The following is a 25,392-nucleotide window of genomic DNA, read 5'->3' as shown; positions in this document are numbered from 1 at the left end:
CCCTGTCTTGCATCTGCAATCTTGCTTTCAGCGGCGTGCTTCAAGGAGACAATAATAAAGTCTGTCACGGAGGATTATCATGGCTGTCTATAGTAATCATGAACCACAAAAGCCCTGCTGGATTGGGTTGAACAGCGGTCAGCAATATCGACTGCGACTGCGAATCTGGGAGCGGCGGCAAGGTGAGGACGGCCCGACTCTGGGCACCATTAGCTGTAATGAGTGGGATTACCAGCATCTCATTGAACAGACCGGCGGCGCAGCTGGTTGTTTTGAAACCCTGTCGCTGCCGGTGACCGCCACCCTGTGGTGTGATTTTACGGCGATTCCCGCGTCCAATCAGGATATGCATATCGAGATAAATCTTCTGGCTCTAAATAATCACGCGCTGGGCGAACCGTTTTACGAAAAGGTGCCGAAGAATGTGAGCAGCCAGCCGCTGTCGCTTATGCTCGCTTACGCCTAAGGAGAGGCTTATGAACAATCTACTACGGTTTCTAGCCGTGCAGGCGCTGGCCTATATTGTGCTGCCCGCAAATGCGTCGTTCAGCTCTGCTGATGCGGCGCGACAATTTCTCGAACCCCACCGGGCTGATTGCCGATTGGCCGGCCCCAACCCGCGTTTGCAGTACTGTTTAACTGAGTCCAAGGCGACTATTGATCGTTTGCGCTGCCTTCAGGCACACGGTAGTGCGGTTGTGAGCGGTGCTTCAGTTGAGCAGCGAGATGATCGTGTTAAATCCGCGCAAGACAGATTCGCTGCTGGCGGCGATCTTCAACAGGCTTTATTGAAGCAGACTCTGGATAGAGTGAAGGCAGTGGTATCGACCTCGCCCTTGCCAGCGCTCGCGGGTGTGGCTGACGATTTCACCAATACACTGGTGCCAACCTTGCTGGAGGCCAGCGGTGGATTGAATGAGCCTCAAACACTGGGTTTATCGGTGGTTCTGCCGCGTTTTCTGGGGCTGCGGGTAAAACTCGGTGGCTACAGCAATCCCGATGCGGAACTGAATCCGCTGCTTGAAAAGACCCTGCTTGAGCGGGGACAGTTAGCTGGGTTTCGGGAGCAGGAGGCACGACTGGATCTGGGCGATGACTACTATCTGAGCGCGGATGTCAGTGTGTTGGGTCGCTGGTTGGGGCGTGACCCAATGGATCATGGCCGGGATCAGTCGGCGCTGGCCTGGCAGTTGATGGCCGATGCGCCGCCGGGACAAGACGCGCTCAGCCGCCGTTTTCAGGAGGCCGCGACCAAAATTGTAGCGGACGCGGCGTTCTCTGAATCGGATATTGCCGCCGTCGATTGCGCCGTTTATCAGTATCGCAAAGAGAGTCAGCAGGCGCAGGCGCGCATTGCCCAAAGCGGACTGAATGATTTCTGGCGACTGGTACATAATCAGCCACAGTTGATTCTGGGTTACCGCCGTCTGCATCGCGATGATCTGGTGGGAGCCGACAGCCGCACTTACAAAATCAAATTGAGTTCGGGCCTGTTCAACAACGTCAATTTTCTGCGCTGGACCTCGCGCTGTGACAAGCATCTTGGCGGTGATGACTGCCCGCAGGCGATGGACGATATGCTGCAAAGCTGGGCCATGCGACATGGTTTAGGATTGGCGCTGTATTTTGAGGAAAGTGATCTTGCCATCCTGAGGGTAGAGCTGCCGGAGCTGGCGTCGGCGGGCAGCGCACTGACGCCGCCACTGCTCCAGCAGCAGATCGTGGGCGACGACGATGTGTTCCGGCTTGAGGGCGGCAATTACCAACGCTTTGGCTGGTCTGTGGGCACCGAGCTGATTCAAATGCCGAGTTCGGACCGGGAGAGCAAGTCCTCGCTCAGACTCGATGCCGGTATGGACTACTATCGTTACGATCGCGATTTGCTGCGGGCGGATCATGATGTATCCCGAGTTACACTCACTTACCGTCGGGGGTTGTTCAGTTTTCCCTTTCACCTGATGTACCGCTCAGAAACCGAGTTTGAGGCGGATCTGGGCGATGATCTGGTCGTGGGGATTGGTGTCCAGTCCAGTTTCAGCCAATTCTGACGGTTCAGGTAAATCGCCTGTAATGTCTGAGGCATCTCTGCCACTCTATGATGGAGAGCGATAACACTAACAACGATCAGGAGTGGCAGTATGAAAGTTGCAGTCTGGGGTACAGGCAATGTCGGGCGCCCGGCGATTCGTGCGGTTCTGGATCATGCGGAATTGACGCTGACCGGCGTGATTGTATCCAGTGAGGCCAAAGACGGCCGTGATGCCGGGGAATTGGCAGGCGTTGCTCCGACCGGGGTTATTGCAACCCGTGATGCCGCTGCGGTGTTGGCGGGCAAACCGGATGTGGTGGTGTACACAGCGTCGGCGGATATTCGCCCGGACGAGGCCATGGCGGATCTGTTGAACTGTCTGGAGGCGGGCTGTGATGTGGTCAGTACCTCGTTCTATGATTTTCTGCATCCCGCCCTGGCTCCGGCGGATGTGCTGGAAAAAGTGAATGCCGCTTGTGAGCGTGGCAACGCCTCTTTGCTGGTGTCCGGGATCGATCCGGGCTGGGCGATGGATGCCTTGCCACTGTTTGCCAGTGGTGTGGTTGCGGGCATTGAACAAATTCGCTGTCAGGAAATTTTCAACTACGCCCTCTACGATGCGCCGGATATCGTGCGCTATGTGATCGGCTTTGGTCAGTCGATGGATGAGCTGCCGCTGATGCTGCACAGCGAGGTGTTACTGAAGATTTGGGAGCCGATGGTGCGATTGGTGGCTAAGGGCCTGAACGTCGAGCTGGATGAGATCACCACGATGGTGGAGCGTCGTCCGCTTGAGAAAACCGTTGAAGTCGCCGGTATGGGCAGTTTCGAGAAGGGCGGGCAAGGTGCCTTCCGTTTTGAAGTGATGGGTATGAAAAATGGCCGCCCGTTGATAGTGGCTGAGCATATCACCCGCATTGACGCAGATTGCGCCCCAGACTGGCCGCAGCCGCTAACGGAAGGGGGTTGTCACCGGGTTCTGGTGAAGGGTAACCCGGATCTGGATATTACGGTGCACGCGACTGATCACGTGGATTCAGGCGCGGCAGCGGGTGGCAATGCGACCGCTGCCAACCGGCTGGTGAATGCGATTCCGGCGGTATGCAAGGCGCCTGCCGGCGTACTGTCGGCACTGGATGTGGCGATTGTGCCGGGCACCAGCCAACTGAAACTTTCCTAGTCGTGGCGGATTTAATCGCTCGTATTTAGTGAAAGTCGTGTGACGCCACCTCGAGCGCCAGCTCGCTGGTGGCGTCTTCAATATGCAGTGCCACCACATGAATCACCGGGGGCGTACTAAAACCTTCCCGCTTTGGCGGGGCAGATCGCTGCACCAGTCCTTTCACAATCACCAATCGGCCGCCGAGAATGGCTTGCCGACACTGAACTTGCACCTGCTTCCAGACCACAATATTGCTGTTGCCGGTTTCATCTTCCAGCGTTAGAAACAACACGCCAGAAGCGGTACCGGGCCGCTGCCGGCAGGTCACCAGTCCGGCCAGGCGAATAAAGCGGCCGTTATCGATATAAGGCAATTCCTTAGCCTGACGGCAGCCTTTGAAGCGGGGCCGCTCGCGCAGCAGGGCCAGAGGATGGCGGCGTAGACTGAGTCGGCTGAAACTGTAGTCGGCGCGGACCTCGGCAATCTCAGAGGGCGCGGGTAAGGTCACGCCGTCGTCGAGATCCTGCGCGGCGGGCAGAAAAGCGTCGTTCTGTTCGCTGGCGCTGACCTGCCACTGACTCTGGTGGCGGTGAAGTTTAAAGCTGGCAAACACATCGGCCCGGGTCAGGGCATTGCGCTCCAGTTTGTTCAGGGGTACGCGCGCCAGAAAATCTGCCAGCGAGGCATAGGGCTTTGATTGCCGGTTGTCGACAATGCGTTGCGCAGCGATCTGGTTAAAGCCCTTAACCTGACGCAGTCCCATGCGCAGTTGCGGCTTGGCCGTGTGCAGGTTTTCCAGCGTGTAATCCCAGTGGCTGTGATTGACGCAGTAGGGCAGCACGGTCACACCGTGGCGGCGGGCATCCTGAATGAGCTGCGAGGGGCTGTAAAAACCCATGGGCTGGCTGTTCAGCAAACCGGCAAAAAACGCGGCGGGGTGATGACACTTGAGCCAGGCCGAGGCGTAGGCGAGCAGAGCAAAACTGGCAGAGTGAGATTCGGGGAAGCCGTAGGCACCAAAGCCTTTCATCTGATTGAACAGACGCTCGGAGAAGGCTTCGCTGTAGCCGTTTTTTTTCATGCCTTCGATCAGCTTGTCACGGAAAATCAGTAGTTGGCCGTTGCGCCCCCAGCTGGCCATGGCCCGGCGCAGCTGATCTGCTTCGCCGCCACTGAAACCGGCCGCGACCATGGCGAGCTGAATTACCTGTTCCTGAAAGATGGGTACGCCCAGTGTGCGCCCCAGCACTTTTTTGATGCCTTCGTTTTCATAAACCACTTTTTCCAGTCCCTGCCGCCGGAGCAGATAAGGATTCACCATATCGCCCTGAATCGGGCCGGGCCGGACGATGGCAATCTGGATCACGAGATCGTAAAAACAGCGCGGTGCCAGTCGCGGCAGCATGGTCATCTGGGCGCGGGATTCAATCTGGAATACGCCCACGCTGTCGGCCTGGCAGAGCATATCGTAGGTCGCCTGATCCTCGGCCGGAATATCCTGCAGGGTGAAAGGGTGCCCCTGTTGCTGACTGAGCATTGCCAGACTTTTGCGAATGCTGCTGAGCATACCGAGTGCCAGCACATCCACCTTCATCAGGTGCATGGCTTCGAGATCTTCTTTATCCCATTGAATGATAGTGCGCTCCGCCATGGCGGCATTTTCCAGCGGTACCAGTGTGGCGAGTGGATCGCGACTGATGACAAAGCCGCCCACGTGTTGGGACAGGTGGCGCGGAAAACCGTAAATCTGCTGCACCAGTGAGTAAAACAGGTTTGCCGTCTGCCCTTGTAAGCCTAACTCCTGTAGCCGTTGCAACAGGGCGTCGCGCTTGTCCCACCAGGCGAGCGATTTGCTGAGTTGGCTAATCAGTGTCTCGTCAAAACCGAGGGCCTTACCCACATCGCGCACGGCACTGCGCATCTGGTAGGTGATGACGGTGGCGGCCAGTGCAGCGCGATCGCGACCGTATTTTCGGTAGATGTATTGAATGACTTCTTCGCGGCGCTCGTGTTCAAAATCCACGTCGATGTCCGGTGCTTCATCGCGCTCTCGTGACATAAATCGCTCGAATAAAAGCTGGCCGCGAGAAGGGTCAACCTCGGTAATAAACAGGCAATAGCACACCGCGGAGTTGGCGGCGGAGCCACGCCCCTGACACAGAATATTCTGGCTGCGGGCAAACTGAACAATGTCGTAAACCGTCAGAAAATAGTGCTCGTAGCGCAGTTCCGAGATCAACTGCAGTTCGTGTTCGAGTAGGCGAGTGACTGTTTCGGGCACACCGTCGGGCCAGCGTTGGCGGGCACCGGCTTCACTCAATTCGCGCAGAAAATCGGTGGCGCTGCGACCTTCTGGTACCACTTCATCCGGGTACTGGTAACGCAATTCGTCGAGTGAAAAATGACAGCGCTCGGCGATGCGCAGGGTCTCGCTGAGCAAGTCGGGGGGATACAGCCTGACGAGACAGGAGCGCTCACGCAGATAGTGTTCGCTGTTGGCGAGCAGCTCTGTGCCGAGACTCTGTATGGGCTTATTCAAGCGAATCGCGGTCAGCGTATCCTGCAGGGGTTTGCGTTCTCGCTGATGCATCAGCACGCTGCCGCAGGCCACTATGGGTAAGTCGAATTGCTCGGCCAGTGCCAGTACACGCTCGTAAAACAGCTGCTCGCCCTGGCGATGCAGTCGCTGAAAACCGAGCCACAGGCGGGAGTCGAACAAGGTCTTTAAATGATCGCCGTAATGGCGAACTTGCTCTAAAGCGCCTTGCTCAAAAGGTGGCAGCCACAGTGCGAGGCAGTGGCGGGTAGTGTGTGTCAGGGCTTTCAAATTGATTTGGTATTCGCCCTTTGGGCTGTTCAGGCGCGCCCGGCTGATCAGGGCTGACAGTTCAGAATAGGCGCGTTTGTCCGGTGCCAGCAGCGCCAGATACAGGCCTTCGTCGAGATGGAATTCCGCGCCGATAATCAGTTTGATGCCGCACTGTTTGGCGGCGATATGGGCGCGTACCACACCGGCAAGGCTGCATTCATCGGTCAGTGCCAGCGCCCGGTAACCGAGTGCGGCGGCTTGCTCGACCAGCTCGCCGGGGTGGGAGGCGCCGCGCAGAAAGGAAAAATTGCTGAGGCAGTGCAGCTCGGCGTAGGCCGGTAGTTTCTGGCTTCTCTCTTTCATTCAGGAAAACCAGCCGTGCAGATACCAGCGTTGCTGCAGGCAATCCCGGTAAACCCAGCACAGGGCATTATGATTGGTGCGAGCAATGTAGTAGTCGCGCACTTGTCGCTGTTGCCACCATAGGTTGTCCAGACGCTCCGGCCCTTGCAACAAGGTCAATGGTCCTTGCCAGTAGGGTTGCTGCTGTTGTTCCTGCAGGCGAAGGGGGTGCGGGAGTAACCAGAGTGGTCGTTGTGGAAAAATCGTGTCGGCGGGCTTGGCGGTGCTGCTGCGTGTTGTGCTCTGTTCCGGCAGATGGCGGCTGGACAGGACTGGCTGCCACAGTGCGCTATTACCGAGTCGGGCTTTTAGCTTGTCCAGCAGAGCCAGATAGCGAGCGTGGCGCTCGTGATCAAACAGGCTGGCTTGGGGAAAGAGCTCATGGCTGCGCTGCTGCACGGTTTCAAAACGCGCGCAGTGCAGGGCAAGGGAATCCACCGGGCCGCGCAGGCTGTAGTGTTCGAGCTTCAGCAAGACCAGTGTCAGCAACTGGCGGCGGTCAAAATGTGCGTGAGAAACCGGCAATTGCAGTTCATCGTGTTGGCCGTCGCAGTAGCAGAAATGCCAGCGCAGTTCGCGGCAAACCCATTGCTTGAGCTGCAGAAAATGACCGAGTTCATCCAATAGCCCGGCCAGTGGAAAGCGCAGCTCCTCGCTGCGGGTCAGTTCGCCATTGAACTGACGCTCACTGAAAAAAGTATCCGGCGGTTGAAAGTAAGGGCGCGGGTCTGCCTGTTCACCATAGAGCCGTGCCAACAGCTGACCGAACTGTTTGCCAAAGCGGCGGCTCAGGGCTGTGCTGGGCAGGTTGCGTACGTCCTTGAGTGTGTTAAGGCCCAGCGTTAATAAGCGTTCCTGTTGTTTAGGTTCAATGGGCAGAAATTGGCTGGGTAACTGATCCAGTAGGGCAATCACGGCGCTTTCATTGAGCTGCCCGTTGTTGTCCAGCAAATCTGTCAGTTCATGGACATGGTGACTCAGCAGGGTGGCTGCTAGGGGGGTATGGCCGAGGCCATAACGGGCGGCAATCCGGCGCTTTCGAAAGCCGCTGCGCAGACGGCGGTACAACGGATGGAAACCCGCAAACAGTTTTAGTGAGCCGCGAATATTCAGTAGCAGACAGTCGGGTGCCGCAAGGCTGACTTCCGGGGTAAAGCGGTAGCCCCAGAAGGCCAGTTGCGACAGCCGCTGCTGCATGCGTTCCGGATCAGGTGTCCGGCATTGCAACTCGGGGCAGAGGCTGCGGGCGGTGCTCAGGGATTGCCCCGCCTGAACGCCCGCAGCGGCGGCGGAACGGTTTACTTCTTCAATCTGGTTGTTGCGTAGCAGTGCCTGAGGGCCGCTCAGCGGAGGCTCCGGTGGTAGAGGCTGGTCCAGCAGTAGCCGGGGAAAGCGAATGCACAACCACATCAGTGGATTTCCAGAGAGGAGGCAGGTTTTGTGGTTGATAAAGGACGGGCCAGCCGCAGGCGACGGCGCCGCAATGGGCGGGGACGAGGAGTGGGCCAGTCGCTGGCCGCCTGCTGTTGATGCAATAGAAATTCCGCGCGGGGCAGCAGCAATTGTTGTCCGGAAGGCCCGCCACTCTGTTTGAACAGCTCCAGCGCCAGCCCGGATTCCTGAGCGCGCAGGGCGATACGCAGGGGGGCGGGAGAGCTCTGCCGGTGGCAGTGATCACTGCGAAAATGTATATGCCAGCAGTGGTTGTCTCTGGCAGCCAGTTGCAGGCGGCGCAAATCCCGGTCGCTCAGCCGCTGCTTGCCGGTCCAGTTTATTACGGCGGCACAGGTGGCAGAGCGCAGCAATTCTTCGCAGGCCCAGAGTTGGTCGCGCAGGTTGCCCGTTTCGATGAACAGACAGTGCTTCAGGCAGAAGCCTGCCTGCTGAAGAGCGGGGGCGCTGGGCTGAAAGGGCGGATTCAACCAGGCAATGGTCTGCTGTTGGCTGAGTTCGGAAAGTGCAGGGGTCAGCAGGCTCAACTCCCCAATGCCACTGTGGTTACACAGCAGCTCGGTACTGCCACCCCGGGGCCAGCCGCCGCTGTGCAGGGCCTTATCCAGAGCGCGATGCCCCGTGCTGAGTGCATCGCCTTCGGCAGCCAGGTTACGGCGAGAGCTCCGCCATAACTGCGGATTGTTCAGCAGATCATTGAGTCGAGCCATAGGAATTGATAGCTGTATAAATATACAGTTTATGGTGGCAGGAGATTGGGAGCTTTTCAAGTAGGGGGGCTGATGCTACTTTGATGTATTAACCGACAACATTGATAGGCTAACGGATATAGCGAGGGCTTATGGATCTACAGGCTGAGCTGGATTTTCCCGAATTCAAGGAGAGGGTGGAGCAATTCTGTGCCATCTATTGCCCGCCCGAGCAGGAATTCGAGCTGGATCGAAACCCGGTTTATCCCGAAGCCCTGCATCAGGCCATGGCCTCCAGCGGCCTGCTATCACACTGCCTGCCGAAGGCACTGGGTGGCAGTGACGGCACGCTGGTTGAGTTGTGCATGATCAATGAAATCCTGGCCCGGCACAGTATGAGCGCGACCAATATCCTGTTTATCAATGGTATCTGTGCAGCGCTGATGGCCATGGCCGGCAGCCCGGAGCAGCAGGAAACGTATGTGAAAGGGATTGCCGAAGGGCGTCTGAAATTCAGTTTTGCCCTCACTGAACCCAATGCCGGGTCCGATGCGGCTGGTATTCAGGCCAGCGCGACCGCTGACAGCGAAGGTTATCGAATCAATGGCACCAAGCTCTACACCACTGGCGCTGATGTTGCGGACTATATCCTGACGGCCGTGCGCACGGACAGTGAAGGCAAGGCCAGCCGTTCGGTCAGTCTGTTTATCGTACCAACCGCGAGTGAGGGGCTTAGTATTGCGCCGCTCGACAAAATTGCCGGTAACGATGTGGCGTCCTGTCAGGTCGAGTACCGCAATGTAACCGTGCCCACGAGCGCCAGACTGGGCGAGGAAAATGCCGGGTGGTCGACGCTGATGCTCGGCGGTGGTCTGGAGCGGCTCAGCGTCGCTGCCTGCTGTATTGGTGCAGCCCAGGCCAGTCTGGATGAGGTGCTGGAGCACGTGAAGCACCGCAAGCAGTTCGGTCAGCCGGTGGGGCAGTTTCAAGCGGTGCAGCATCAAATTGCCGATATGGCGACTCGATTGGAAGCCATGAACCTGCTGACCTATTCTGCGGCCCGCAAGCTGCAGGCAGGGCGCCCGGCGGTTAGGGAAATCAGTATGGCGAAGGTGTTTGCCGCCGAGGGTGCCCACGAGATCATCACCTACGGCATGCGTTTACTCGGGGCGAAGGCCTATCTGAGCGAAACCGCCATGCCGCGCCGTATGCGAGAGAGCTTTCTGGCCATGTACGCCGGCGGCACACCGGAAATTCAACGCAACCTGATTGCGCGGGATTTGGGTTTGTAGCGATAGAACGCTATACGAAGAAATAGCGGACATAAAAAAAGAGGCTCTAGGGCCTCTTTTTTGCGATTGCGTTGATGGGAGTCAGGCAACCTGAACCGGAATAGCATTGCTGCTGTGGCTGACTGTGTTGTCCGGATTCATGTAGATCAGGCGCGGCTTGAAGTTGATCAGCTCGGCCTCGGAGTAGCTGCCGTAGGCGCAGATAATGATCGTGTCGCCAACGCCGGCCTTGTGAGCCGCTGCGCCATTGACGGAGATAATGCCGCTGTTGTCTTCACCACGGATGATGTAGGTGGTGAAACGCTCGCCATTGGTGACGTTGTAAATATCGATCTGCTCGTATTCACGTAGACCGGCCAGGTCCAATAGTTTGCCGTCGATGGCGCAGGAGCCTTCGTAGTTGAGCACCGCGTGAGTAACACGTGCTTTGTGAAGTTTGGCTTTCAGCATGGTGGACTGCATACGCTGTTCCTTTCTGTCTCTCTTGCCTTAACGTGCGCCTGAATGAACCGACCCAAATTATTGGGCGGCAAGCATACCCCAGTCGGCGCTGGGATTGAAGTTCAGGGTGACATTATCGATCAGCCGGGTTGCTCCCAGTCGAGCGGCTGCCAGTATAACAATTTCTTCGGTGGCCAGAGTCACCTTGTCCAGGGTCTGGGCATCGCAGATCGAGAAATAATCGGGTTCAAAGCCCGCATCCAGCAAGGCCAGACGAGCGTGACGCTCCAGCTCATCATAGCTATCAAAGCCACAGGCGATGGCATCGCGGCATTCCTGCAGGGTTTTGTGCAGGAAGGGAGCCAGTTCGCGCTCGGCACGGGATAAAAATCCGTTGCGTGAGCTCATGGCCAAGCCATCTTCATCGCGGGCTGTGTTCACGCCTTCTATTTCAATCGGCATGCACAGGTCTGCGACCATCTTCTTGATGACGGCCAGTTGCTGGAAATCTTTCTTGCCGAATACAGCGACGTCGGGCTGCACGATTTGGAACAGCTTGGTGACGACGGTAGAAACGCCATCAAAATGGCCGGGACGGCTGGCGCCGCAATGGCGCTCGGACACACCGGGAACCGAAACGATAGACTGCACACCCATACCATTGGGGTACATTTCGGCGACACCGGGATGGAACAGGTACTGCACGCCTTCCGCAAACAGCTTTTCCTTGTCGGCGGCGAGGGTGCGGGGGTATTTGTCGAGATCTTCGTTGGCGCCGAACTGCAGCGGATTAACGAAAATGCTGACCACGACGATATCGCCCAGATCACGGGCGCGACGGACCAGTTGCAGATGGCCGTCATGCAGGTTGCCCATCGTGGGCACGAACGCAATGCGGCGACCGTTGCGTCGCTCGCTTGCCAGGGCTTCTCTCAGCCGCGCTGTTGTACTGAAGGTTTTCATACCACCCAACTTCCTACTCGTGCCATCGCTGATATGCAGATGCAGGTTGCTGTGATGTCAGTCCGCTTTCGCTGCGGGCTGGCGCCCATCTTCCACTGTTGCCGGAAGCCACTGTCACAAGTGTTTACAAAGTGTACATGGGACAGTGGCGGGCAAGTATGCCCCAATCATTAGAGGGGTTCAATGCTTTTCGGTAACAAAAAAACAATGATTGTGTTACCAAAAGAAGCGGCAATATAACGTAACAGAAGGTGCTGAAAGCCCCGTCATTCGGGGCTTTCAGCGGAAAAGGTCAGTCGAAGCTGTGCTCGGGGCCGGGAAACTCACCCTGTTCTACCGCAACCCGGTAGTTTTCTAAGGCGGTAGCGATGTCCGGGGCGTCTGCAAGGAAGTTTTTAACAAACTTCGGAATTCGCCGCGAGATGCCCAGTAAGTCGTGAAGAACCAGTACCTGGGCGTCGGTCTGTGGGCCTGCGCCAATGCCGATCACCGGGATGGTCAGGGCTTCGCTGAGGCGCTGTCCGAGCTCGGTTGGTACACATTCCACTACCAGCAGGCTGGCGCCGGCGTCTTCCAGCGCCTTGGCATCGGTAATGATACGTCGGGCTCCGGCCTCATCCCGGCCCTGCACCTTGAAGCCACCCAGGGTGTTGACCGATTGCGGGGTCAGACCCAGATGGCCACAGACGGGGATGCCGCGCTCGGTCAGCAGGCGGATGCTCTCGCACAGCCATTGACCACCTTCGAGTTTGACCATATGGGCGCCGGACTGCATCAATGCGGTGGCATTGCTCAGGGTATCGTCGATGGTGTTGTAGCTGCCAAAGGGCAGGTCGGCAACAATGAGGGCCTTTTCGGTGCCGCGATCCACGCAGGCGGTGTGGTAGCACATGTCCTCGACGCTGACGGGCAGGGTGCTGGTATGGCCCTGAAGGACATTGCCCAGTGAATCGCCGACCAGAATTACATCGATGCCGGCTTCGTCGACAACCCGGGCGAAGGTCGCATCGTAGGCAGTCAATACGGCGAATTTCTCGCCCTTGGCTTTTTTGGCCGCAAGGGACTGAGGGCTGATTTTGTTCATGGGCGACTCCCGTTACACCAGGCTCGGGTTGAAATAATGGCGGCCACTGCGAATGCGCGGAATATAGTCGACAAGTTGCCGGAAATCACGTTCGTTATTGGCAAAGTCGATTTCTTCCGCGTTAATGATCAGCAGCGGTGAGGCATCGTAGTAGTGGAAGAACTCGCTGTAAATCTCGTTGATGGTTTCGAGATACGTGCGTTCAACCCGCTGTTCGTAACGAATGCCGCGGTTCTGAATGCGATTCATCAAGACATCAGCCGGCGCCTGCAGATAGATAACCAGATCGGGAACCGGCGCATCAAGGGTCATCTGTTCGTAGACCTTGTCGTAGAGCGCCATCTCTTCGGTATCCAGGTTGGCGCGGGCAAACAGCCGGTCTTTCTGCATCAGAAAATCAGCGACCCGGCGTGGCGCAAACAGGTCCGCTTGTTTGATCTCATCGAGCTGTTCGGCGCGCTGAAACAAGAAGAACAGCTGAGTTGCCAGGGCGGATTGACGGCGATTTTTATAAAAGCGCTCGAGAAAGGGGTTCTCATCGGCTCGTTCCAGCATCGTGTGGTAGCCGAAATGATCTGCCAGCTTCTGGGTAAGCGTGGTTTTGCCCACACCGATCGGGCCTTCGATCGCAATAAAGTCCGGAAGCTCGGTATTTTCTGTCATCTACACTCCATCCCGTAAAGGCAGCCGCCAGACATCGTTGCGGCTCGCGTAGTCTAATAGGCTCGCCACGCAAGTTCCATCCGGCAGCGCCAGATCGGGGGCAATTTCTTCAAGCGGAACAACAACAAAGGGCCGATCCTGCAGGCGGGGGTGAGGAATGGTGAGTTCGGCGGAGTCGAGCTCGAGCTGGTCATAGAGAAGAATATCCAGATCGAGCGTGCGAGCACCCCAGCGGATGGTGCGTACCCGCCCGTGTTGCTGTTCGATGGACTGCAGGGTATGCAGCAGGGGGATGGGCTCCAGCGAGGTTGCAAGCTCGACCACCGCATTCACAAAGTCGGGTTGCTCGCCGGGGCCGACCGCTTTGCTGCCGTAAAAGCTGGATACCTTGCGTACCTCAATCGACGGGTGATCGCCGAGGGCGGCCAATGCGCGCTTCAATTGATGAAGAGGCTCGTCAAGATTACTGCCGAGGCCAATATGGCAGGTATGCATCAGGACGGTCGCGGCGACTTCCGGTGACGCGGCTTGCGACGGCGGCGGCCGTTACCGCGCGATGAGCGATCGCCCGCCACCTTTTTCTGCATACCGTCGCGGGCGCTTTCGTCGGCTTCCTGAAAAGCTGTCCACCAGGGGCCCAACTCTTCCGGGATTTCACCCGACTGCTCGCGCAGCAACAGGAAATCATAGCCGGCACGGAAATAGCGGTGTTCCAGCAGTTCCTGTGCTCGGCGCCCGGTGCGGCGGGGCAATCTCAGTTGCAGTTCCCAGATGTCGCGCATGGGCATGGAGAAGCGCTTGGGAATCGAGGTGTGCGCCTGCTGGGCAGACACGACGTTCTGGGCCGCCTGATGCAGAGCAGGGATTTCAGGCATGCCTTCTGCCTGAAGCTGCGCCATTTCCCGACGTACCACCGGCCACAGCATAATGGCAAAGATAAAGGCGGGCGTGACGGGTTTGTTCTGGCCAATGCGGGTATCGGTATTGATCAGACCTTGCTCAATCAGGGCGGACGCACTGCTGTCGCCGCTGTCGAGCACGGCCTGGGTCGCGGGGAACAGGGGGCGGAACAAGTTGTAGTGCTTGAGCAGGGCGTAGACGCGCAGTGCCTGGCCTTCCATAAAGAGTTTCAGCACTTCGTCGAACAGGCGCGCGGCCGGTATTTGTTCCAACAGCGGCGCCAGCTGCTGCAATGGGGCAGCGGTGCGTTTCTCGAGTGTAAAGTCGAGCTTTGCCGCAAAGCGAACCGCGCGCAGCATGCGCACCGGGTCTTCCTGATAGCGGCTGGAGGCATCGCCGATAATGCGTACCTCGCGTTTTTCCAGATCGCTCAGGCCGCCTACATAATCGTGTACGGTGAACTTATCGCTGCAATAGTAGAGCGCGTTAACGGTGAAGTCCCGGCGTATGGCGTCTTCTTCGAGAGTGCCGTAAACGTTGTCGCGCAGCAGCATGCCACTTTCGCCCGCAACCGCGGATTTGGCATTGCCGTCTTCGTGGCTGCCGCGATAGGTAGTGACTTCGATAATTTCGCGCCCAAAGCGTACGTGAACGATCTTGAAACGGCGGCCGATGATGCGGCTGTTGCGAAACAGCTGGCGAACTTCTTCCGGTGTCGCATCAGTGGCAATGTCAAAGTCCTTGGGCTGCTTGCCCAGCATCAGGTCGCGAACGCCGCCGCCTACGAGAAATGCGTCAAAGCCACCGCTGCGCAGGCGGTGCATCACTTTAAGCGCGTTGTCGCTGATCTGCTTGCGGGAAACCACGTGTTCGTCACGGCTGAGCACCCGGGGAAGTTTTTCCGCGCTGGGTTTGCGTGTCACGGCAGAAGTAATTTTTGTCCAGAGATTAGCCACTTAGATCCATTCAGTTGTTAAAACGGGCGAATCAGTAAGCGGCGCATTCTAGCATAGAACATTTTCTACGCAGCATTTCATTGTTGTGGGGCGCGGCTCGGTCATTCGAGGCAGAAGAAGAGTAGGTAATTTTACGGGGGCCAGAAATGAAGAAGGGGAAAACAGCGTCTTCCCCATCCAGGTCTCTATGCAATTGTTTTTATTAGTTTTTCTGCTCTTATTATTATTTTTTTTCAGTATTATTGTTATTTGCGAGTACTTATAGCACCTACTGTGCCAACTTTTAAATATCCTTTAAAAACAATTGTTTAATCTAATTATTCGGTACTAGCTTTCACTAAGTATTAGTGCGTATTGTTACTGTTCTGCCCGATGGCTGTTACTTTTACCATTTTGGGTAACGCCGATTTTGACGTGTTTTGTGAAAAAGTGGCGTTTCAGGGAACTAATTTCCGAGTTGGCGCGTTTTCGCACTGCGTTATGCGGATTTAGAACTTTTCTTTCGCGGAATGCCCAAGCGTTGCCGGCGTTCCCACAAACACTTGCGGCTAACCCCCAGTTTCTGGGCCAGCTCGGTCTCGCTCATGGAATCCTGGTGCTCCAGAACAAAGCGCTGGAAGTAGTCTTCCAGTGACAGGTCTTCGCTGGGGTCCAGATTGCTGCTTTTGGGTTTGCTGGGCTCTGCCTCGCGGCGGGGTTTGCTGCCAGAGGCAGGTTTGGGTTTGCTGCTGCGCATCTGGCTGACATCGACCAGTTCCAGATCAATATCGAGTAGATCGTTGTCGATTTCCTCTCCGTCGCTGAGGATCACCGCACGTTCCACTGCGTTTTCCAACTCGCGAATATTGCCCGGCCAGATATAGGTGGTGATGGCCTGAATGGCCTTGGGCGAAAAGTGCATGTCGCCCTTGTCGAGGCGTTCGCAGCAGCGCTTCAATATCGCTTCGGCAATTTCGAGGATATCCTTGCCGCGCTCCCGGAGGGGCGGCAGCTCCAGCCTGACAACGCCGATCCGGTAATAAAGGTCTTCCCGAAACTCATGGTCGCGGGCCATGGACTTCAGGTCGCGGTGGGTGGCGCAGATCAGGCGAACGTCGACGGTGCGGGCATTGACCGAACCAATGCGACGGATTTCGTTTTCCTGGATAAAGCGCAGCAGGCGGGCCTGAGCTTCCATGGGCAGTTCGCCGATTTCGTCGAGGAAGAGTGTGCCGCCATCAGCAGCTTCGATCAGGCCGATACGGCTCGCGTTGGCGCCGGTAAAGGCTCCTTTCTCGTAACCGAACAGCTCCGACTCAATCAGGGTTTCCGGAATGGCCGCACAGTTCACCGAGATAATGGGCTTGTCGGCACGGCTGCTGCGGTTGTGAATAGCCTTGGCAACCAGCTCCTTGCCGGTGCCGGTCTCGCCGTGAATTAACACGGTGGCTTCGGTGGGCCCCACCTTTTTAATGCGCTCGTACAGGGTAGCCATGGTTTTACAGCTACCGATCATCTCGCCCAGCTGGGGTTGACCGCGAAGCCCTTTGCGACGGGTGCGGCTGCCATTGGCTTCTGCGGCGTCGGAGTGAGCTTCGATATTGCGCTTAACCGCTTCCAGCATTTCATCGTGGTCAAAGGGTTTGGCCACGTAATCCACCGCACCCTGTTTCATCGAATCCACCGCCGAGCGCAGGCTGGCGTAGCTGGTCATGATCAGTACCGGCGATTCGGTGAGCTGGATCAATTCGGTGCCGGGGGCGCCGGGCAGGCGCAGGTCGGAGATGATCAGGTCGAAATCATCGAGCGTGAAATTCTGCTGGGCCTCGGCAACTGAGGAGGCTTCCTGTACGGCGTAATCGTTGCGTTCCAGCAAGCGTCGCAGGGCTTTGCGGATTACGTCTTCGTCTTCGACTATCAGGATGTCACTCATTTCACACTCGCAAATCGGGCTGAATCGTAGAGCCGGGCGCGGCTTGCGGGCAAACTGTTACCGATCTGCCCACGCGTTCGTAACATTTAAACATACCGTTTCAACGGGGCTTTTGCCAGCCCCGCGATATTGCCTTTCTGTTAGACAGGAGATGCGCCGCCGGTTTGATAGGCGGGGAGGGTAATATGCACACAGGTACCGCGGCCGGTATCGGCAACGGGGCTTTCGATGCTGATGTCGCCGTTCAGATCTTCAATAATGTTGTAGACCAGCGCCAGGCCCAGCCCGGTACCTTTTCCCGGCTCTTTGGTAGTAAAGAAAGGCTCGAAGATTTTTTCCAGAGCGTGGGCGGGGATGCCGCTGCCGTTGTCGCAGACCGACAGCTTGATAGCGGAAGGCGCAATTGTATCAGCCGCTTGTTCGGGCGTGGGTGTTACGGGCTCCGCATCGACCACAATCACACCGCCCGGGTCACTGGCATCGCGGGCATTGGCCAGCAGGTTGATCAGAACCTGAATCAGGCGCTGGGTTTCGGCTGCGGCCAGCGCGCCGTTTGGACAACGGTTGCTGAATTCAACCTGTGTGGCTTCCCGGTCCAGCGACAGCAGCTGAATGGCCTCGTTGATGCAGTGCCGGATATCCACCGCTTCTATCTGTGTGCTCTGGTTGTCGCGGCCCTGATGAGCGAAGTTCACCAAACTCTGCACGATGCCGGTGATGCGCTGGGTCTGCTTGATGATCTGGTCGGCACTTTCCAGTACCTCGGGCTCCTCGGAATCATAAAGCAGATTCTGTGCGAGACAGGCAATGCCGGTGACCGGGTTGCCGATTTCGTGCGCGACCCCGGCGGCCAGGCGACCTATGGAGGCGAGTCGCTCCTGATGGGTGAGTTTGTTTTCCATCAGGTGGGTGTCGGTCACATCTTCGACAATAATCACCTGCTCACTGCGGGCCAGCGGGTCTACCGCGGCTTTGTGCAGATTGAGTATGCGGGCGTGCTGGTCTGTTTCCAGAGTGTGCTTGCGCCAGTGCAAATCGCTGCTCGCCTGAAACTCTTGCAGCAGCGTTTGCCAGTCGTCGGCGAGATCCGTCAGGCGTGAGCCGGTGATATCGTCACTGGCGATACCGGAAATGTCGCTCATGGCCCGGTTCCACATCAGTATTTCACCGTCGCTGCCCAGCGAGCAGAGACCAATAGGCAGTTCATCCAGTGTCTGGCGGTGATAGCGGCGCAGGTTGTTCAGGTCAGCGGCTAGCCCTGTAAGGTGGGCGTTATAAAGTTCCAGCCGGCTTTCGATAAAGGTGATGTCTTCGCTGCTGGCGCTGGGGTCAGAAGCGTAGGGCAGTTGCTGATCCACCAGTGATTTTGCCACGCCCGGGCCCATCAGGGCTGACAGATTGATTTCAATCCGGTCACGTAGCCGACGCAGGGCGTAGGGTCGGCGTTCGTCGGGATTGAGTTGCAGTTCTTCCAGCGCTCGGGCGACTTCCCGGTGGGCCACATTGTCACCCAGCGCGTAGGCAAGTCTTTGCTGCATTTCGGCGGCATCGCGTAAATCCAGAATCTGGCGGACTGGGCGATTCAGGTCGTCCAGCGTGCACACTTCGGCGGCGATGCGTTCTTCGTCGCGGGTATTGGTCAGCAGGGAAACGGCGATAAATACCAGCGCGTTTGCGGTCAGCGACAGTGCGACTACCGCCACCCAGTTCGATTCTTCCGGCAGGCTGCCCACATAAAATGACAGTAGTAGGCTGGAGTCCACCAGATCTACCAGTGTGGCCAAAGACCCGAGCGCCCAGACCGCAAAGCCGGCAGCCAGACCGCTGATAAAGCCGTAGCTATTGGCGTGAGGCCAGTAAAGGATGGCGAGGGCGCCGGGGAAAAACTGCACGCAGCCGGACACCGCGGCAATGGCGAGCTGGCTGAGGGTGTTGCTATCGGGGGTGGCAAAGTAAAACAGGAAGCCGGCGGCGATAATGACGGCGATGAGCAGCTGGCGGGTTCGCAGCAGCCAGTGGTAGATATCGACTTTGTTGTCCGGTTGATACAGTGGGAGGATCAGGTGGTTCAGCGACATGTTGGCCAGTGCGAGGGTGGCGACAATGATGACGCCGCTGGCCGCCGATAGCCCGCCAATAAACGTGACGTAGGAAAGCCAGTTGTGGCCGCTTTCCTTACCGATAATCAGAGAATAATACTGCGCCGGTGCTCCGGTGCCCTGAGCTTCGCCCGCCCAGAGTATCGGAAAGACTGGCAGGCTGATCAGCAGTAAATAGAGCGGCACTGCCCAGCTGGCAATTCGCAGATTCCTGGCATTGGGGTTTTCGGCAAACACCAGGTGGAATACGTGGGGCAGACACACTGCGCTGGCAAAAAACATAACCAGCGCCATCCGGGTGGTATCGCCACCCGCTGGTTGATTAAGTGCGCTGATCAAATCTTCCTGCCCGGCTAGCCAGCTCTGCATATTTTCAAAGCTGCCGAAGACATAGATGACGCTGAAAATGCCGGTAAGGCTCAGTGCGACCAGCTTGACCACGGATTCAAAGGCAATGGCAGTAACCAGCCCCCGGTGACTCTCGCGGGAGTTGAGGTGACGCGAACCAAACAGGATCGCGAAGACGATAATCACGACGCAGAATAGAAAGGCCAGCAGGTCGCGCTGTTGTCGGCTGTCTGCCAGGTTTTCCGGGCGACCACTCAAGACCTGCATGGATTCGGAAACCGCCTGAATTTGCAGGGTCATCAGCGGCAGCATGGCCACTAGCATAAACAGGGTGACGACCGAGCCGGCGACCTGGCTGCGAAAGCGGAAGGTCAGCAAGTCAGCCAGCGAGCCCAGTCGATAGCTTTGACAGATTCGCATCAGCGGGGCAATCAGGAGCGGGTAGACGATGAAAGCCGTCGCGGTGCCGAGGTAGTAATTCATGTAACTGTAGCCGGCGTCCTGGGCCTGATCGACCACGCCGTAGATACCATAGGCGCTGACAAAAACGCCGAGCGACAGCACATAGGTGGCGGGGTGGCGGTTTAGCCAATCGGCCAGCACGCGCTGTTCGGCCGCGTAGGCAATGGCGAACAGAATAATCAGATAGACCGAACCCAGCAGAAAGAGGGTGATGAAATCAGCGTTCATCCTGAGTGAGATCCTGCTGGCTGATAAACACAAAAACCACAACGCCCAGCCAGATCAGGTGAGGTCGGTACCAAGCGATACTGTCGTTGAGCAGCCACTGTTCGAGCGAGGGCGTGAACAGGAAAAACACTGAAAACAGCAGGATCAGGGATGAATGTATCAGCATTGCCGGGCCTCTCGGACTGAAGCCCAATGGTAATAGAGGCTATTTGTGAAAGTAAAACGCCAGATGAGTACGCTTCAGTAAAAGTTGGATTCTGGCTGCCCCATGAACGGGGGTAGATATCGGGTGTCCCAGTGCTGAATGGCGTGCTCCAGAATGGCCTCGACACTGGCGGTGTTAGGGCCAGTGGGCAAAGGCTGGTTCAGAAAGCGCAGGGCTAGCAGGAGGTTGTCGCAGGCGCGGCTGTCATCAACCGCAGCGGCAAAGGTCTGTTTGCTGAGTTTGTGGCCGTCACTGCCGATAATCACCGGGAAGTGCAGGTAGCTCGGGCTGGAAAAGCCAAGCTGTTGTTGCAGAAATCGTTGGCGCGGTGTGGAGACCCACAGATCGGAACCGCGCACAACGTGGGTAATACCCTGAAACGCATCATCGACCACCACGGCCAGTTGGTAGGCGTAGTAACCATCGCGTCGTTTCAGAATAAAGTCTCCGACGTCGCGGGCAAGGTTCTGTTGAATCGGTGTCTGCAGACGATCGTGCGCCTGCCAGAGCTCGTCGGGCACGGCGAGCCGAATGGCGCAGTCATTCGGATTGACCTCGGCTACGCAATGACCTCGGTGAATCCCTTCAAACTCAGCAAGCTGTCGCCGCGAGCAGCTGCACCGAAAGGCCAGGCCAGCGTCCAGTAGTGTTTGCAGGGCGGCGTCGTAGGCTTTCGAACGAGTCGACTGTTCCAGCATGGGGCCGTCCCAATGCAAACCGTGTCTGCGCAGGGTATTCAGAATACGTTCGTCAGAACCGGCTATTTCTCTGGGCGGATCAATGTTTTCCATGCGCAGCAGCCATTGCCCGTGGTTAGCTCTGGCGTCTAGAAAGCTTGCGAGCGCGCCAATCAGGGAGCCAATATGGAGTGGACCGGTTGGCGAGGGGGCAAAACGACCGATATAGGGATGTTCAGCGGAAGGCATGAGGTGGTTGGGCGGCCGCAGCCGCCCGGGCAGGATCAACCGTGTTCCTGCTTTTCCTTGATTTCGTCCAGCGTCTTGCAGTCAATACACTGGTTGGCGGTAGGACGAGCTTCAAGACGCTTGATGCCGATTTCCACACCGCAGGTATCGCAATAACCGTAATCGTCGTTGTCGAGACGGTTCAGGGTCGATTCGATTTTCTTGATCAGCTTGCGCTCGCGGTCGCGGGTACGCAGCTCGAGGCTGAATTCCTCTTCTTGAGTCGCTCGGTCCGCCGGATCAGGGAAGTTGGCAGCCTCATCCTTCATGTGGGTTACCGTGCGGTCAACCTCTTCCATGAGTTCAGCTTTCCATTTGAGCAGAATGTTGCGGAAGTGCTCCACCTGCTTATCGTTCATGTACTCTTCGCCCTTTTTCGGTTTGTAGGGCTCAAAGTTTTTGAACACTCCCGCTTCTTTTTGCTTTGCTGGCATTGATTCAATGTCTCCATCAACGACTGGAAGTGCGCCGTAGCAAGGCCTTTAAACCTGCCACCCCCGGCGCTAAAGCGGCAAAGCTACCAGATTACTCGGACGCGCGCCATAACAAAAAGGCTGTCGGAGTAAACCGTGCCGAGTGGTTAAGTATAGCCTCTTCTGGCCTGTTTAGACGGTGGCGACAAAGGCTACGACTGGTAACATAAGGCTTTTTCCGGAGGTAACACCTTGGTCAGACCCTATGCCAGCCGCCTGAATGATATCGAGCCCTTTCGTGTCGTGGAGGTGCTGACCCGCGCCAAGCAGTTGGCTGCTCAGGGGCGGGATATTGTGCGACTGGAGGCCGGGGAGCCGGATTTTTCGACGGCAGAACCGATTGTACGCGCGGCGCAGGAAGCCTTGGCTCGCGGCGAGACCCACTACAGTCAGGCGGCGGGCTTGCCGCAACTGCGCGAGGCGATCTCCCGCTACTACAAAACAGATTACTGTCTTGATATTTCGCCAGAGCGGATTATGGTCACGCCGGGTGCCTCAGGCGCGCTGCTGTTGATTTCCGGCTTGCTGTTGAATCCGGGCGACGGGATTTTGATGACAGACCCCGGTTATCCCTGCAACCGCAATTTCTTTCGCTTGGTTGAAGGAGAGGGGCAATTGGTCCCGGTCGGTCCGGAAGATCGCTATCAGCTGACCGCTGCCAAGGCCGAAGCGGCTTGGCGCGATAATACCGTCGGCGCGATCGTCGCTTCGCCGGCCAATCCGACGGGCGAAATTCTAAGCGCCGATGAATTGCGCGAGCTGCATGCGCTATGTGAACACAACAAGGGGCATCTGATTGTCGACGAGATTTACCATGGCCTCGATTACAACGAAAAGGCGGCCAGTATCCTGTCGATCACCGATCGGGCCTTTGTGATCAATAGTTTCTCTAAGTATTTCGGTATGACCGGCTGGCGCCTGGGCTGGCTGGTTGCGCCGGAAGATGCGATTCCCCATCTGGAGCGCATGGCGCAAAACCTGTTTATTTCCATGTCGACCATGGGCCAATTCGGTGCCCTGGCGGCTTTTGAGCCGGAAACTCGTGCCATTCTCGATAGCCGTCGCGATGAATTTAAGCGGCGTCGGGATTTTCTGCTGCCGGAGCTTCGCCGGCTCGGCTTTACCCTGCCGACCACGCCAGCGGGTGCCTTGTATCTGTATGCCGGTATTGAATCCTTTGGGCAAAACAGTGCCGAGTTCTGCAGAACCCTGCTCGAGGAGCATGGGATATCGATTACCCCGGGCGCAGATTTCGGGCGCTACCGCTCAGATGAGCACGTTCGCTTTGCCTACACCACGTCGATGGAGCGTTTGGAAGAGGCCGTTTTACGGCTGAGAAAGTTGTTTGGCGGATAAAACTGTCGCGCTTTCTGGACACTACGGAGTACTTCAACGGTTGGGGCTGTAAACAATTACCATTGCTCCTCTGGAGCGGGAACCTGACAACGGAATCGCCAGTCTTTGAGCGCACTGGAGGAGTGTCATGCGTTCAAAGAAGTCATATATAGTTTCATTTTTTCTAGCGGCCGCCGTATCGGTTCCTGCGAAAGCGGAACCACCGTCACGGCTGGTGCGGGTTGATGCCCATCTTCACTACGTAAATTTCATGCAGGAAACCGGCGGCACCCGCGAGCTGCTCGAAGCCATGGATGAGGCGGGCGTCGATAAGGCCTGGATCTTTGGCTTGCCCGTGATTAAGAAGTGGGATGCCAGTGCGCCCAAACGGCCACGCTATTATCTCGGCGATGAATCGCCGTTGTATTACTACAGTGGGACCGATGATATTCTCGCTCGCGATTTGATGGATTTGCCAGAAGCGCAGCGTGAGCGATTTGCACCGTTTATCAGCGGTTTTAATCCGACCGATATGAATGCGGCAGGGCAGGTCGAGATGTTGATTGCCCGGTATCCAGGCTTGTGGCAAGGGATTGGTGAAATTCTGACGCGTCACGATGCCTTGACTGCATTGACCAATGGCGAAACCGCACGAGCTGATCACCCGGCATTAATGAAGGTTTACAAGGTGGCTGCGCGACATCAACTTCCGGTGTTGCTGCACAGTAATTTGTCTTCCTTGCGGGAGGACGAGCCCATCTATCAGGGCGAGCTGGAAAATGCACTTAAATATAACCCGTCTACGAAATTCGTGTTGGCGCATGCGGGTACCAGTGAATCGGTAGAGGCCTTACAGAAGCCGATTGCCAACTTGCCGGATATTCTGCGTTATCTGCTCAAGCGCTATGACAATCTCCATATCGATCTGACCTGGAGTGTGCGCGATCATTATTTGTTCAAGGATCAAGGGAAGGTTGATAAGCACTGGCTCAAGCTGATTGAAGAGTTTCCTGATCGCTTTTTGCTGGGCAGTGACAAGGTCGGCAAGTTTAAGGGCTTGGGCAGAAACCTTGCGGGATATGAAGTGTTGTTGCAGAAGCTGGATGCAGAGACTGCTGAGAAAGTCTCTCATCGCAATGCAATGGTGCTGCTGCCTCCGCGCGGCGCCGGTACTATTGCCGTTTCGGACGAGCCTAATTTGGCGCTGGCGGATCCAGTAGACGTTGAGTCCGGCGAGGAGCAGAAGCCCTAGCGCCGGGCTGTTCAAAATGTCGTTGGCGGACAGCGCATCTGGTTGACAGGAATGCCTCCGCTCCGCAGAATGAATCCCCTTTTGGGGTAGTCGCAATGAGTGATATCGTTAGTTTGACGGTACACAGTCGGCACAGAAATCGCTAAAGTGGCTATCAGCTTTTTCGGAGCGGTAATACCAATATGAAGCATACCGTCAGCGTTTTTCTGTTGCTCGCCAGCTTCTGGCTGATCAACTCCGGTTATTACAAACCCCTGTTGCTGAGTTTCGGCTTGGTATCCGCTATTTTTGTGGTCTACCTGACGCACCGTATGGATGTCGTTGACCACGAGTCTCACCCTCTTCACCTGTTCAATCTCAAGCTGCCAAGCTATTACCTGTGGTTGGTGGGACAGTTGATTGTCAGCAATATTGATGTGGTTAAACGTGTCTGGTCCGGTAAAGGCAGCATTTCGCCCTGTACTGCGTGGCTGCCCTTGAGCCAGACCAGCGATATTGGTCGCGTGATCTATGCGAACTCGATAACTCTCACGCCGGGCACCGTGGCGATGGATCTGGAAGATGACCGGGTTTATGTGCATGCGCTGAGTCGTGAGGGGCTGGACGATTTACGAGCCGGCGAGATGGATCGCCGTGTAAGCAACCTGGAGCGATAGCGCGCATGATTCTGACGGTAGTCGCACTTGCTCTGATTGTTGTAATGGCTATGGCTATTGCTCGCGCCTTTCTTGGCCCCACAATTTATGACCGTATTCTGGCGGTTAACCTGTTTGGTACCAAAACGGTTTTGCTGATCGCTGTGGTGAGTTATATCGCCGGGCGGCCTGATTTTCTCGATGTTGCCCTGATCTATGCGCTGATTAACTTTATCAGTGTGATTGCAGTACTACGCTTTTTTGAATACGGATCAAGCAAGGTCAACGACAAGGTGGGTAAAGATGCCTGAGCTGATAACCTTGCTAAGTTCTCTGTGTCTGTTGCTCGGCGCCTTTTTGATTTTCTCTGGCGGTTTGGGTGTGTTGCGCTTTCCGGACTTTTTTACCCGGATGCATGCGGCCGGGGTGACTGAAACCATGGCAGTCACTTTGATTGTTCTCGGTTTAATGCTGCACTCCGGCTGGGGGCTGCCGCTGTTCAAGCTTTTACTGATTCTATTGTTTGTCATGATTACCGGCCCCACGGCCAGTCATGCCCTGGCGAAGTCGGCCCTGCACGGTGGCCTGCGCCCCCTGGGCGACGATTCGAATAACGAGCGTCATTAGTCGGGAGTT

Annotated in this window: 23 protein-coding genes; 9 read left to right on the top strand and 14 right to left on the bottom strand. The window is 56.8% G+C overall.

Annotated elements, in window-relative coordinates:
- Positions 1 to 79 precede the first annotated feature (79 nt).
- The 3 genes from FHR99_RS04310 (at position 80) to FHR99_RS04300 (ending at position 3,209) form a co-directional block, all read left to right on the top strand.
- Positions 80 to 466 carry a hypothetical protein gene (locus FHR99_RS04310; RefSeq protein ID WP_183409304.1) on the top strand — a complete coding sequence of 129 codons (387 nt, stop codon included), beginning with the start codon at positions 80 to 82 and terminating at the stop codon, positions 464 to 466.
- A 10-nt stretch (positions 467 to 476) separates the two neighbouring features.
- Positions 477 to 2,048 carry a hypothetical protein gene (locus FHR99_RS04305; RefSeq protein ID WP_183409303.1) on the top strand — a complete coding sequence of 524 codons (1,572 nt, stop codon included), beginning with the start codon at positions 477 to 479 and terminating at the stop codon, positions 2,046 to 2,048.
- Positions 2,049 to 2,138: 90 nt separating this feature from the next.
- Positions 2,139 to 3,209: an NAD(P)H-dependent amine dehydrogenase family protein gene (locus tag FHR99_RS04300; RefSeq protein ID WP_183409302.1), complete on the top strand. Its 1,071-nt coding sequence runs from the start codon at positions 2,139 to 2,141 to the stop codon at positions 3,207 to 3,209.
- A 25-nt stretch (positions 3,210 to 3,234) separates the two neighbouring features.
- Here the strand turns inward: FHR99_RS04300 and FHR99_RS04295 are convergent, their stop codons facing one another.
- From FHR99_RS04295 to imuA, 3 genes are read right to left on the bottom strand one after another with little or no spacing between them, the layout of a single operon-like run.
- A complete protein-coding gene (locus FHR99_RS04295) occupies positions 3,235 to 6,363 on the bottom strand; it encodes an error-prone DNA polymerase (RefSeq protein ID WP_183409301.1) in 3,129 nt (1,042 codons plus the stop codon).
- Positions 6,364 to 7,812 carry a Y-family DNA polymerase gene (locus FHR99_RS04290; protein WP_183409300.1) on the bottom strand — a complete coding sequence of 483 codons (1,449 nt, stop codon included), beginning with the start codon at positions 7,810 to 7,812 and terminating at the stop codon, positions 6,364 to 6,366.
- On the bottom strand, positions 7,812 to 8,564 hold the full coding sequence (gene imuA, locus FHR99_RS04285; RefSeq protein ID WP_183409299.1) for a translesion DNA synthesis-associated protein ImuA: 753 nt from the start codon (positions 8,562 to 8,564) through the stop codon (positions 7,812 to 7,814). The genes FHR99_RS04290 and imuA overlap by 1 nt, the downstream gene beginning before the upstream one ends.
- Before the next feature lie 131 nt (positions 8,565 to 8,695).
- Between imuA and FHR99_RS04280 the strand changes: the two genes are divergently transcribed.
- Positions 8,696 to 9,835 carry an acyl-CoA dehydrogenase family protein gene (locus tag FHR99_RS04280; RefSeq protein WP_183409298.1) on the top strand — a complete coding sequence of 380 codons (1,140 nt, stop codon included), beginning with the start codon at positions 8,696 to 8,698 and terminating at the stop codon, positions 9,833 to 9,835.
- A gap of 81 nt (positions 9,836 to 9,916) precedes the next feature.
- On the opposite strand, the gene panD is transcribed toward FHR99_RS04280, so the two are convergent.
- From panD to dksA, 11 genes are all read right to left on the bottom strand, one after another.
- Positions 9,917 to 10,297: an aspartate 1-decarboxylase gene (panD, locus tag FHR99_RS04275; RefSeq protein ID WP_183409297.1), complete on the bottom strand. Its 381-nt coding sequence runs from the start codon at positions 10,295 to 10,297 to the stop codon at positions 9,917 to 9,919.
- A gap of 57 nt (positions 10,298 to 10,354) precedes the next feature.
- Entirely contained in the window at positions 10,355 to 11,239 is an 885-nt protein-coding gene (panC, locus tag FHR99_RS04270) for a pantoate--beta-alanine ligase (RefSeq protein WP_183409296.1), read from the bottom strand.
- A 292-nt stretch (positions 11,240 to 11,531) separates the two neighbouring features.
- Complete coding sequence (panB, locus tag FHR99_RS04265) at positions 11,532 to 12,323, bottom strand: 3-methyl-2-oxobutanoate hydroxymethyltransferase (RefSeq protein ID WP_183409295.1); 792 nt, start codon at positions 12,321 to 12,323, stop codon at positions 11,532 to 11,534.
- Positions 12,324 to 12,335: 12 nt separating this feature from the next.
- Positions 12,336 to 12,986: a deoxynucleoside kinase gene (locus FHR99_RS04260; RefSeq protein ID WP_183409294.1), complete on the bottom strand. Its 651-nt coding sequence runs from the start codon at positions 12,984 to 12,986 to the stop codon at positions 12,336 to 12,338.
- Positions 12,987 to 13,481, bottom strand: a complete 495-nt coding sequence (folK, locus tag FHR99_RS04255) for a 2-amino-4-hydroxy-6-hydroxymethyldihydropteridine diphosphokinase (protein ID WP_183409293.1) — start codon at positions 13,479 to 13,481, stop codon at positions 12,987 to 12,989.
- A complete protein-coding gene (gene pcnB, locus FHR99_RS04250) occupies positions 13,481 to 14,842 on the bottom strand; it encodes a polynucleotide adenylyltransferase PcnB (RefSeq protein WP_343067379.1) in 1,362 nt (453 codons plus the stop codon). The genes folK and pcnB overlap by 1 nt, the downstream gene beginning before the upstream one ends.
- Positions 14,843 to 15,320: 478 nt before the next feature.
- Positions 15,321 to 16,754: a sigma-54-dependent transcriptional regulator gene (locus tag FHR99_RS04245; RefSeq protein ID WP_183409292.1), complete on the bottom strand. Its 1,434-nt coding sequence runs from the start codon at positions 16,752 to 16,754 to the stop codon at positions 15,321 to 15,323.
- A gap of 140 nt (positions 16,755 to 16,894) precedes the next feature.
- Complete coding sequence (locus FHR99_RS04240) at positions 16,895 to 19,891, bottom strand: ATP-binding protein (RefSeq protein ID WP_183409291.1); 2,997 nt, start codon at positions 19,889 to 19,891, stop codon at positions 16,895 to 16,897.
- Positions 19,881 to 20,057: a hypothetical protein gene (locus FHR99_RS04235; RefSeq protein WP_183409290.1), complete on the bottom strand. Its 177-nt coding sequence runs from the start codon at positions 20,055 to 20,057 to the stop codon at positions 19,881 to 19,883. Before FHR99_RS04235 ends, FHR99_RS04240 begins: the two co-directional genes overlap by 11 nt.
- 74 nt (positions 20,058 to 20,131) lie before the next feature.
- Complete coding sequence (gluQRS, locus tag FHR99_RS04230) at positions 20,132 to 21,022, bottom strand: tRNA glutamyl-Q(34) synthetase GluQRS (RefSeq protein ID WP_183409289.1); 891 nt, start codon at positions 21,020 to 21,022, stop codon at positions 20,132 to 20,134.
- Between the two features lie 35 nt (positions 21,023 to 21,057).
- Positions 21,058 to 21,495, bottom strand: coding sequence for an RNA polymerase-binding protein DksA (gene dksA / locus FHR99_RS04225; RefSeq protein WP_183409288.1), 438 nt, complete (start codon positions 21,493 to 21,495; stop codon positions 21,058 to 21,060).
- 231 nt (positions 21,496 to 21,726) lie between these two features.
- Between dksA and FHR99_RS04220 the strand changes: the two genes are divergently transcribed.
- From FHR99_RS04220 to mnhG, 5 genes are all read left to right on the top strand, one after another.
- A complete protein-coding gene (locus tag FHR99_RS04220; protein ID WP_183409287.1) occupies positions 21,727 to 22,890 on the top strand; it encodes a pyridoxal phosphate-dependent aminotransferase in 1,164 nt (387 codons plus the stop codon).
- Positions 22,891 to 23,017: 127 nt separating this feature from the next.
- Positions 23,018 to 24,121: an amidohydrolase family protein gene (locus FHR99_RS04215; RefSeq protein WP_183409286.1), complete on the top strand. Its 1,104-nt coding sequence runs from the start codon at positions 23,018 to 23,020 to the stop codon at positions 24,119 to 24,121.
- 182 nt (positions 24,122 to 24,303) lie between these two features.
- Positions 24,304 to 24,777 (top strand): Na+/H+ antiporter subunit E, encoded by a 474-nt coding sequence (locus FHR99_RS04210; protein WP_183409285.1) that lies wholly within the window; start codon positions 24,304 to 24,306, stop codon positions 24,775 to 24,777.
- A gap of 5 nt (positions 24,778 to 24,782) precedes the next feature.
- Positions 24,783 to 25,067: an MrpF/PhaF family protein gene (locus FHR99_RS04205; RefSeq protein WP_183409284.1), complete on the top strand. Its 285-nt coding sequence runs from the start codon at positions 24,783 to 24,785 to the stop codon at positions 25,065 to 25,067.
- On the top strand, positions 25,060 to 25,383 hold the full coding sequence (gene mnhG / locus FHR99_RS04200; protein ID WP_183409283.1) for a monovalent cation/H(+) antiporter subunit G: 324 nt from the start codon (positions 25,060 to 25,062) through the stop codon (positions 25,381 to 25,383). The genes FHR99_RS04205 and mnhG overlap by 8 nt, the downstream gene beginning before the upstream one ends.
- Positions 25,384 to 25,392: the final 9 nt, after the last annotated feature.

The organism is Litorivivens lipolytica, assembly GCF_014191715.1.
Taxonomy (GTDB): Bacteria; Pseudomonadota; Gammaproteobacteria; order Pseudomonadales; family Spongiibacteraceae; genus Litorivivens; species Litorivivens lipolytica.
Note: the sequence above shows the minus strand (reverse complement) of the source record. Positions and strands in the feature narration are given on the sequence as shown.

Bases quoted from the DNA above. Each gene is read 5' to 3' on its own strand.
- FHR99_RS04235 (WP_183409290.1), bottom strand. From the start codon at position 20,057: ATGCTGATACATTCATCCCTGATCCTGCTGTTTTCAGTGTTTTTCCTG.
- panB (WP_183409295.1), bottom strand. From the start codon at position 12,323: ATGAACAAAATCAGCCCTCAGTCCCTTGCGGCCAAAAAAGCCAAGGGC.
- panD (WP_183409297.1), bottom strand. From the start codon at position 10,297: ATGCAGTCCACCATGCTGAAAGCCAAACTTCACAAAGCACGTGTTACT.
- FHR99_RS04205 (WP_183409284.1), top strand. From the start codon at position 24,783: ATGATTCTGACGGTAGTCGCACTTGCTCTGATTGTTGTAATGGCTATG.
- FHR99_RS04240 (WP_183409291.1), bottom strand. From the start codon at position 19,891: ATGAACGCTGATTTCATCACCCTCTTTCTGCTGGGTTCGGTCTATCTG.
- FHR99_RS04295 (WP_183409301.1), bottom strand. From the start codon at position 6,363: ATGAAAGAGAGAAGCCAGAAACTACCGGCCTACGCCGAGCTGCACTGC.
- FHR99_RS04260 (WP_183409294.1), bottom strand. From the start codon at position 12,986: ATGACAGAAAATACCGAGCTTCCGGACTTTATTGCGATCGAAGGCCCG.
- panC (WP_183409296.1), bottom strand. From the start codon at position 11,239: ATGAAAACCTTCAGTACAACAGCGCGGCTGAGAGAAGCCCTGGCAAGC.
- mnhG (WP_183409283.1), top strand. From the start codon at position 25,060: ATGCCTGAGCTGATAACCTTGCTAAGTTCTCTGTGTCTGTTGCTCGGC.
- FHR99_RS04210 (WP_183409285.1), top strand. From the start codon at position 24,304: ATGAAGCATACCGTCAGCGTTTTTCTGTTGCTCGCCAGCTTCTGGCTG.
- FHR99_RS04215 (WP_183409286.1), top strand. From the start codon at position 23,018: ATGCGTTCAAAGAAGTCATATATAGTTTCATTTTTTCTAGCGGCCGCC.
- dksA (WP_183409288.1), bottom strand. From the start codon at position 21,495: ATGCCAGCAAAGCAAAAAGAAGCGGGAGTGTTCAAAAACTTTGAGCCC.
- FHR99_RS04305 (WP_183409303.1), top strand. From the start codon at position 477: ATGAACAATCTACTACGGTTTCTAGCCGTGCAGGCGCTGGCCTATATT.
- FHR99_RS04280 (WP_183409298.1), top strand. From the start codon at position 8,696: ATGGATCTACAGGCTGAGCTGGATTTTCCCGAATTCAAGGAGAGGGTG.
- FHR99_RS04300 (WP_183409302.1), top strand. From the start codon at position 2,139: ATGAAAGTTGCAGTCTGGGGTACAGGCAATGTCGGGCGCCCGGCGATT.
- FHR99_RS04245 (WP_183409292.1), bottom strand. From the start codon at position 16,754: ATGAGTGACATCCTGATAGTCGAAGACGAAGACGTAATCCGCAAAGCC.
- folK (WP_183409293.1), bottom strand. From the start codon at position 13,481: ATGCATACCTGCCATATTGGCCTCGGCAGTAATCTTGACGAGCCTCTT.
- imuA (WP_183409299.1), bottom strand. From the start codon at position 8,564: ATGGCTCGACTCAATGATCTGCTGAACAATCCGCAGTTATGGCGGAGC.
- FHR99_RS04310 (WP_183409304.1), top strand. From the start codon at position 80: ATGGCTGTCTATAGTAATCATGAACCACAAAAGCCCTGCTGGATTGGG.
- gluQRS (WP_183409289.1), bottom strand. From the start codon at position 21,022: ATGCCTTCCGCTGAACATCCCTATATCGGTCGTTTTGCCCCCTCGCCA.
- FHR99_RS04290 (WP_183409300.1), bottom strand. From the start codon at position 7,812: ATGTGGTTGTGCATTCGCTTTCCCCGGCTACTGCTGGACCAGCCTCTA.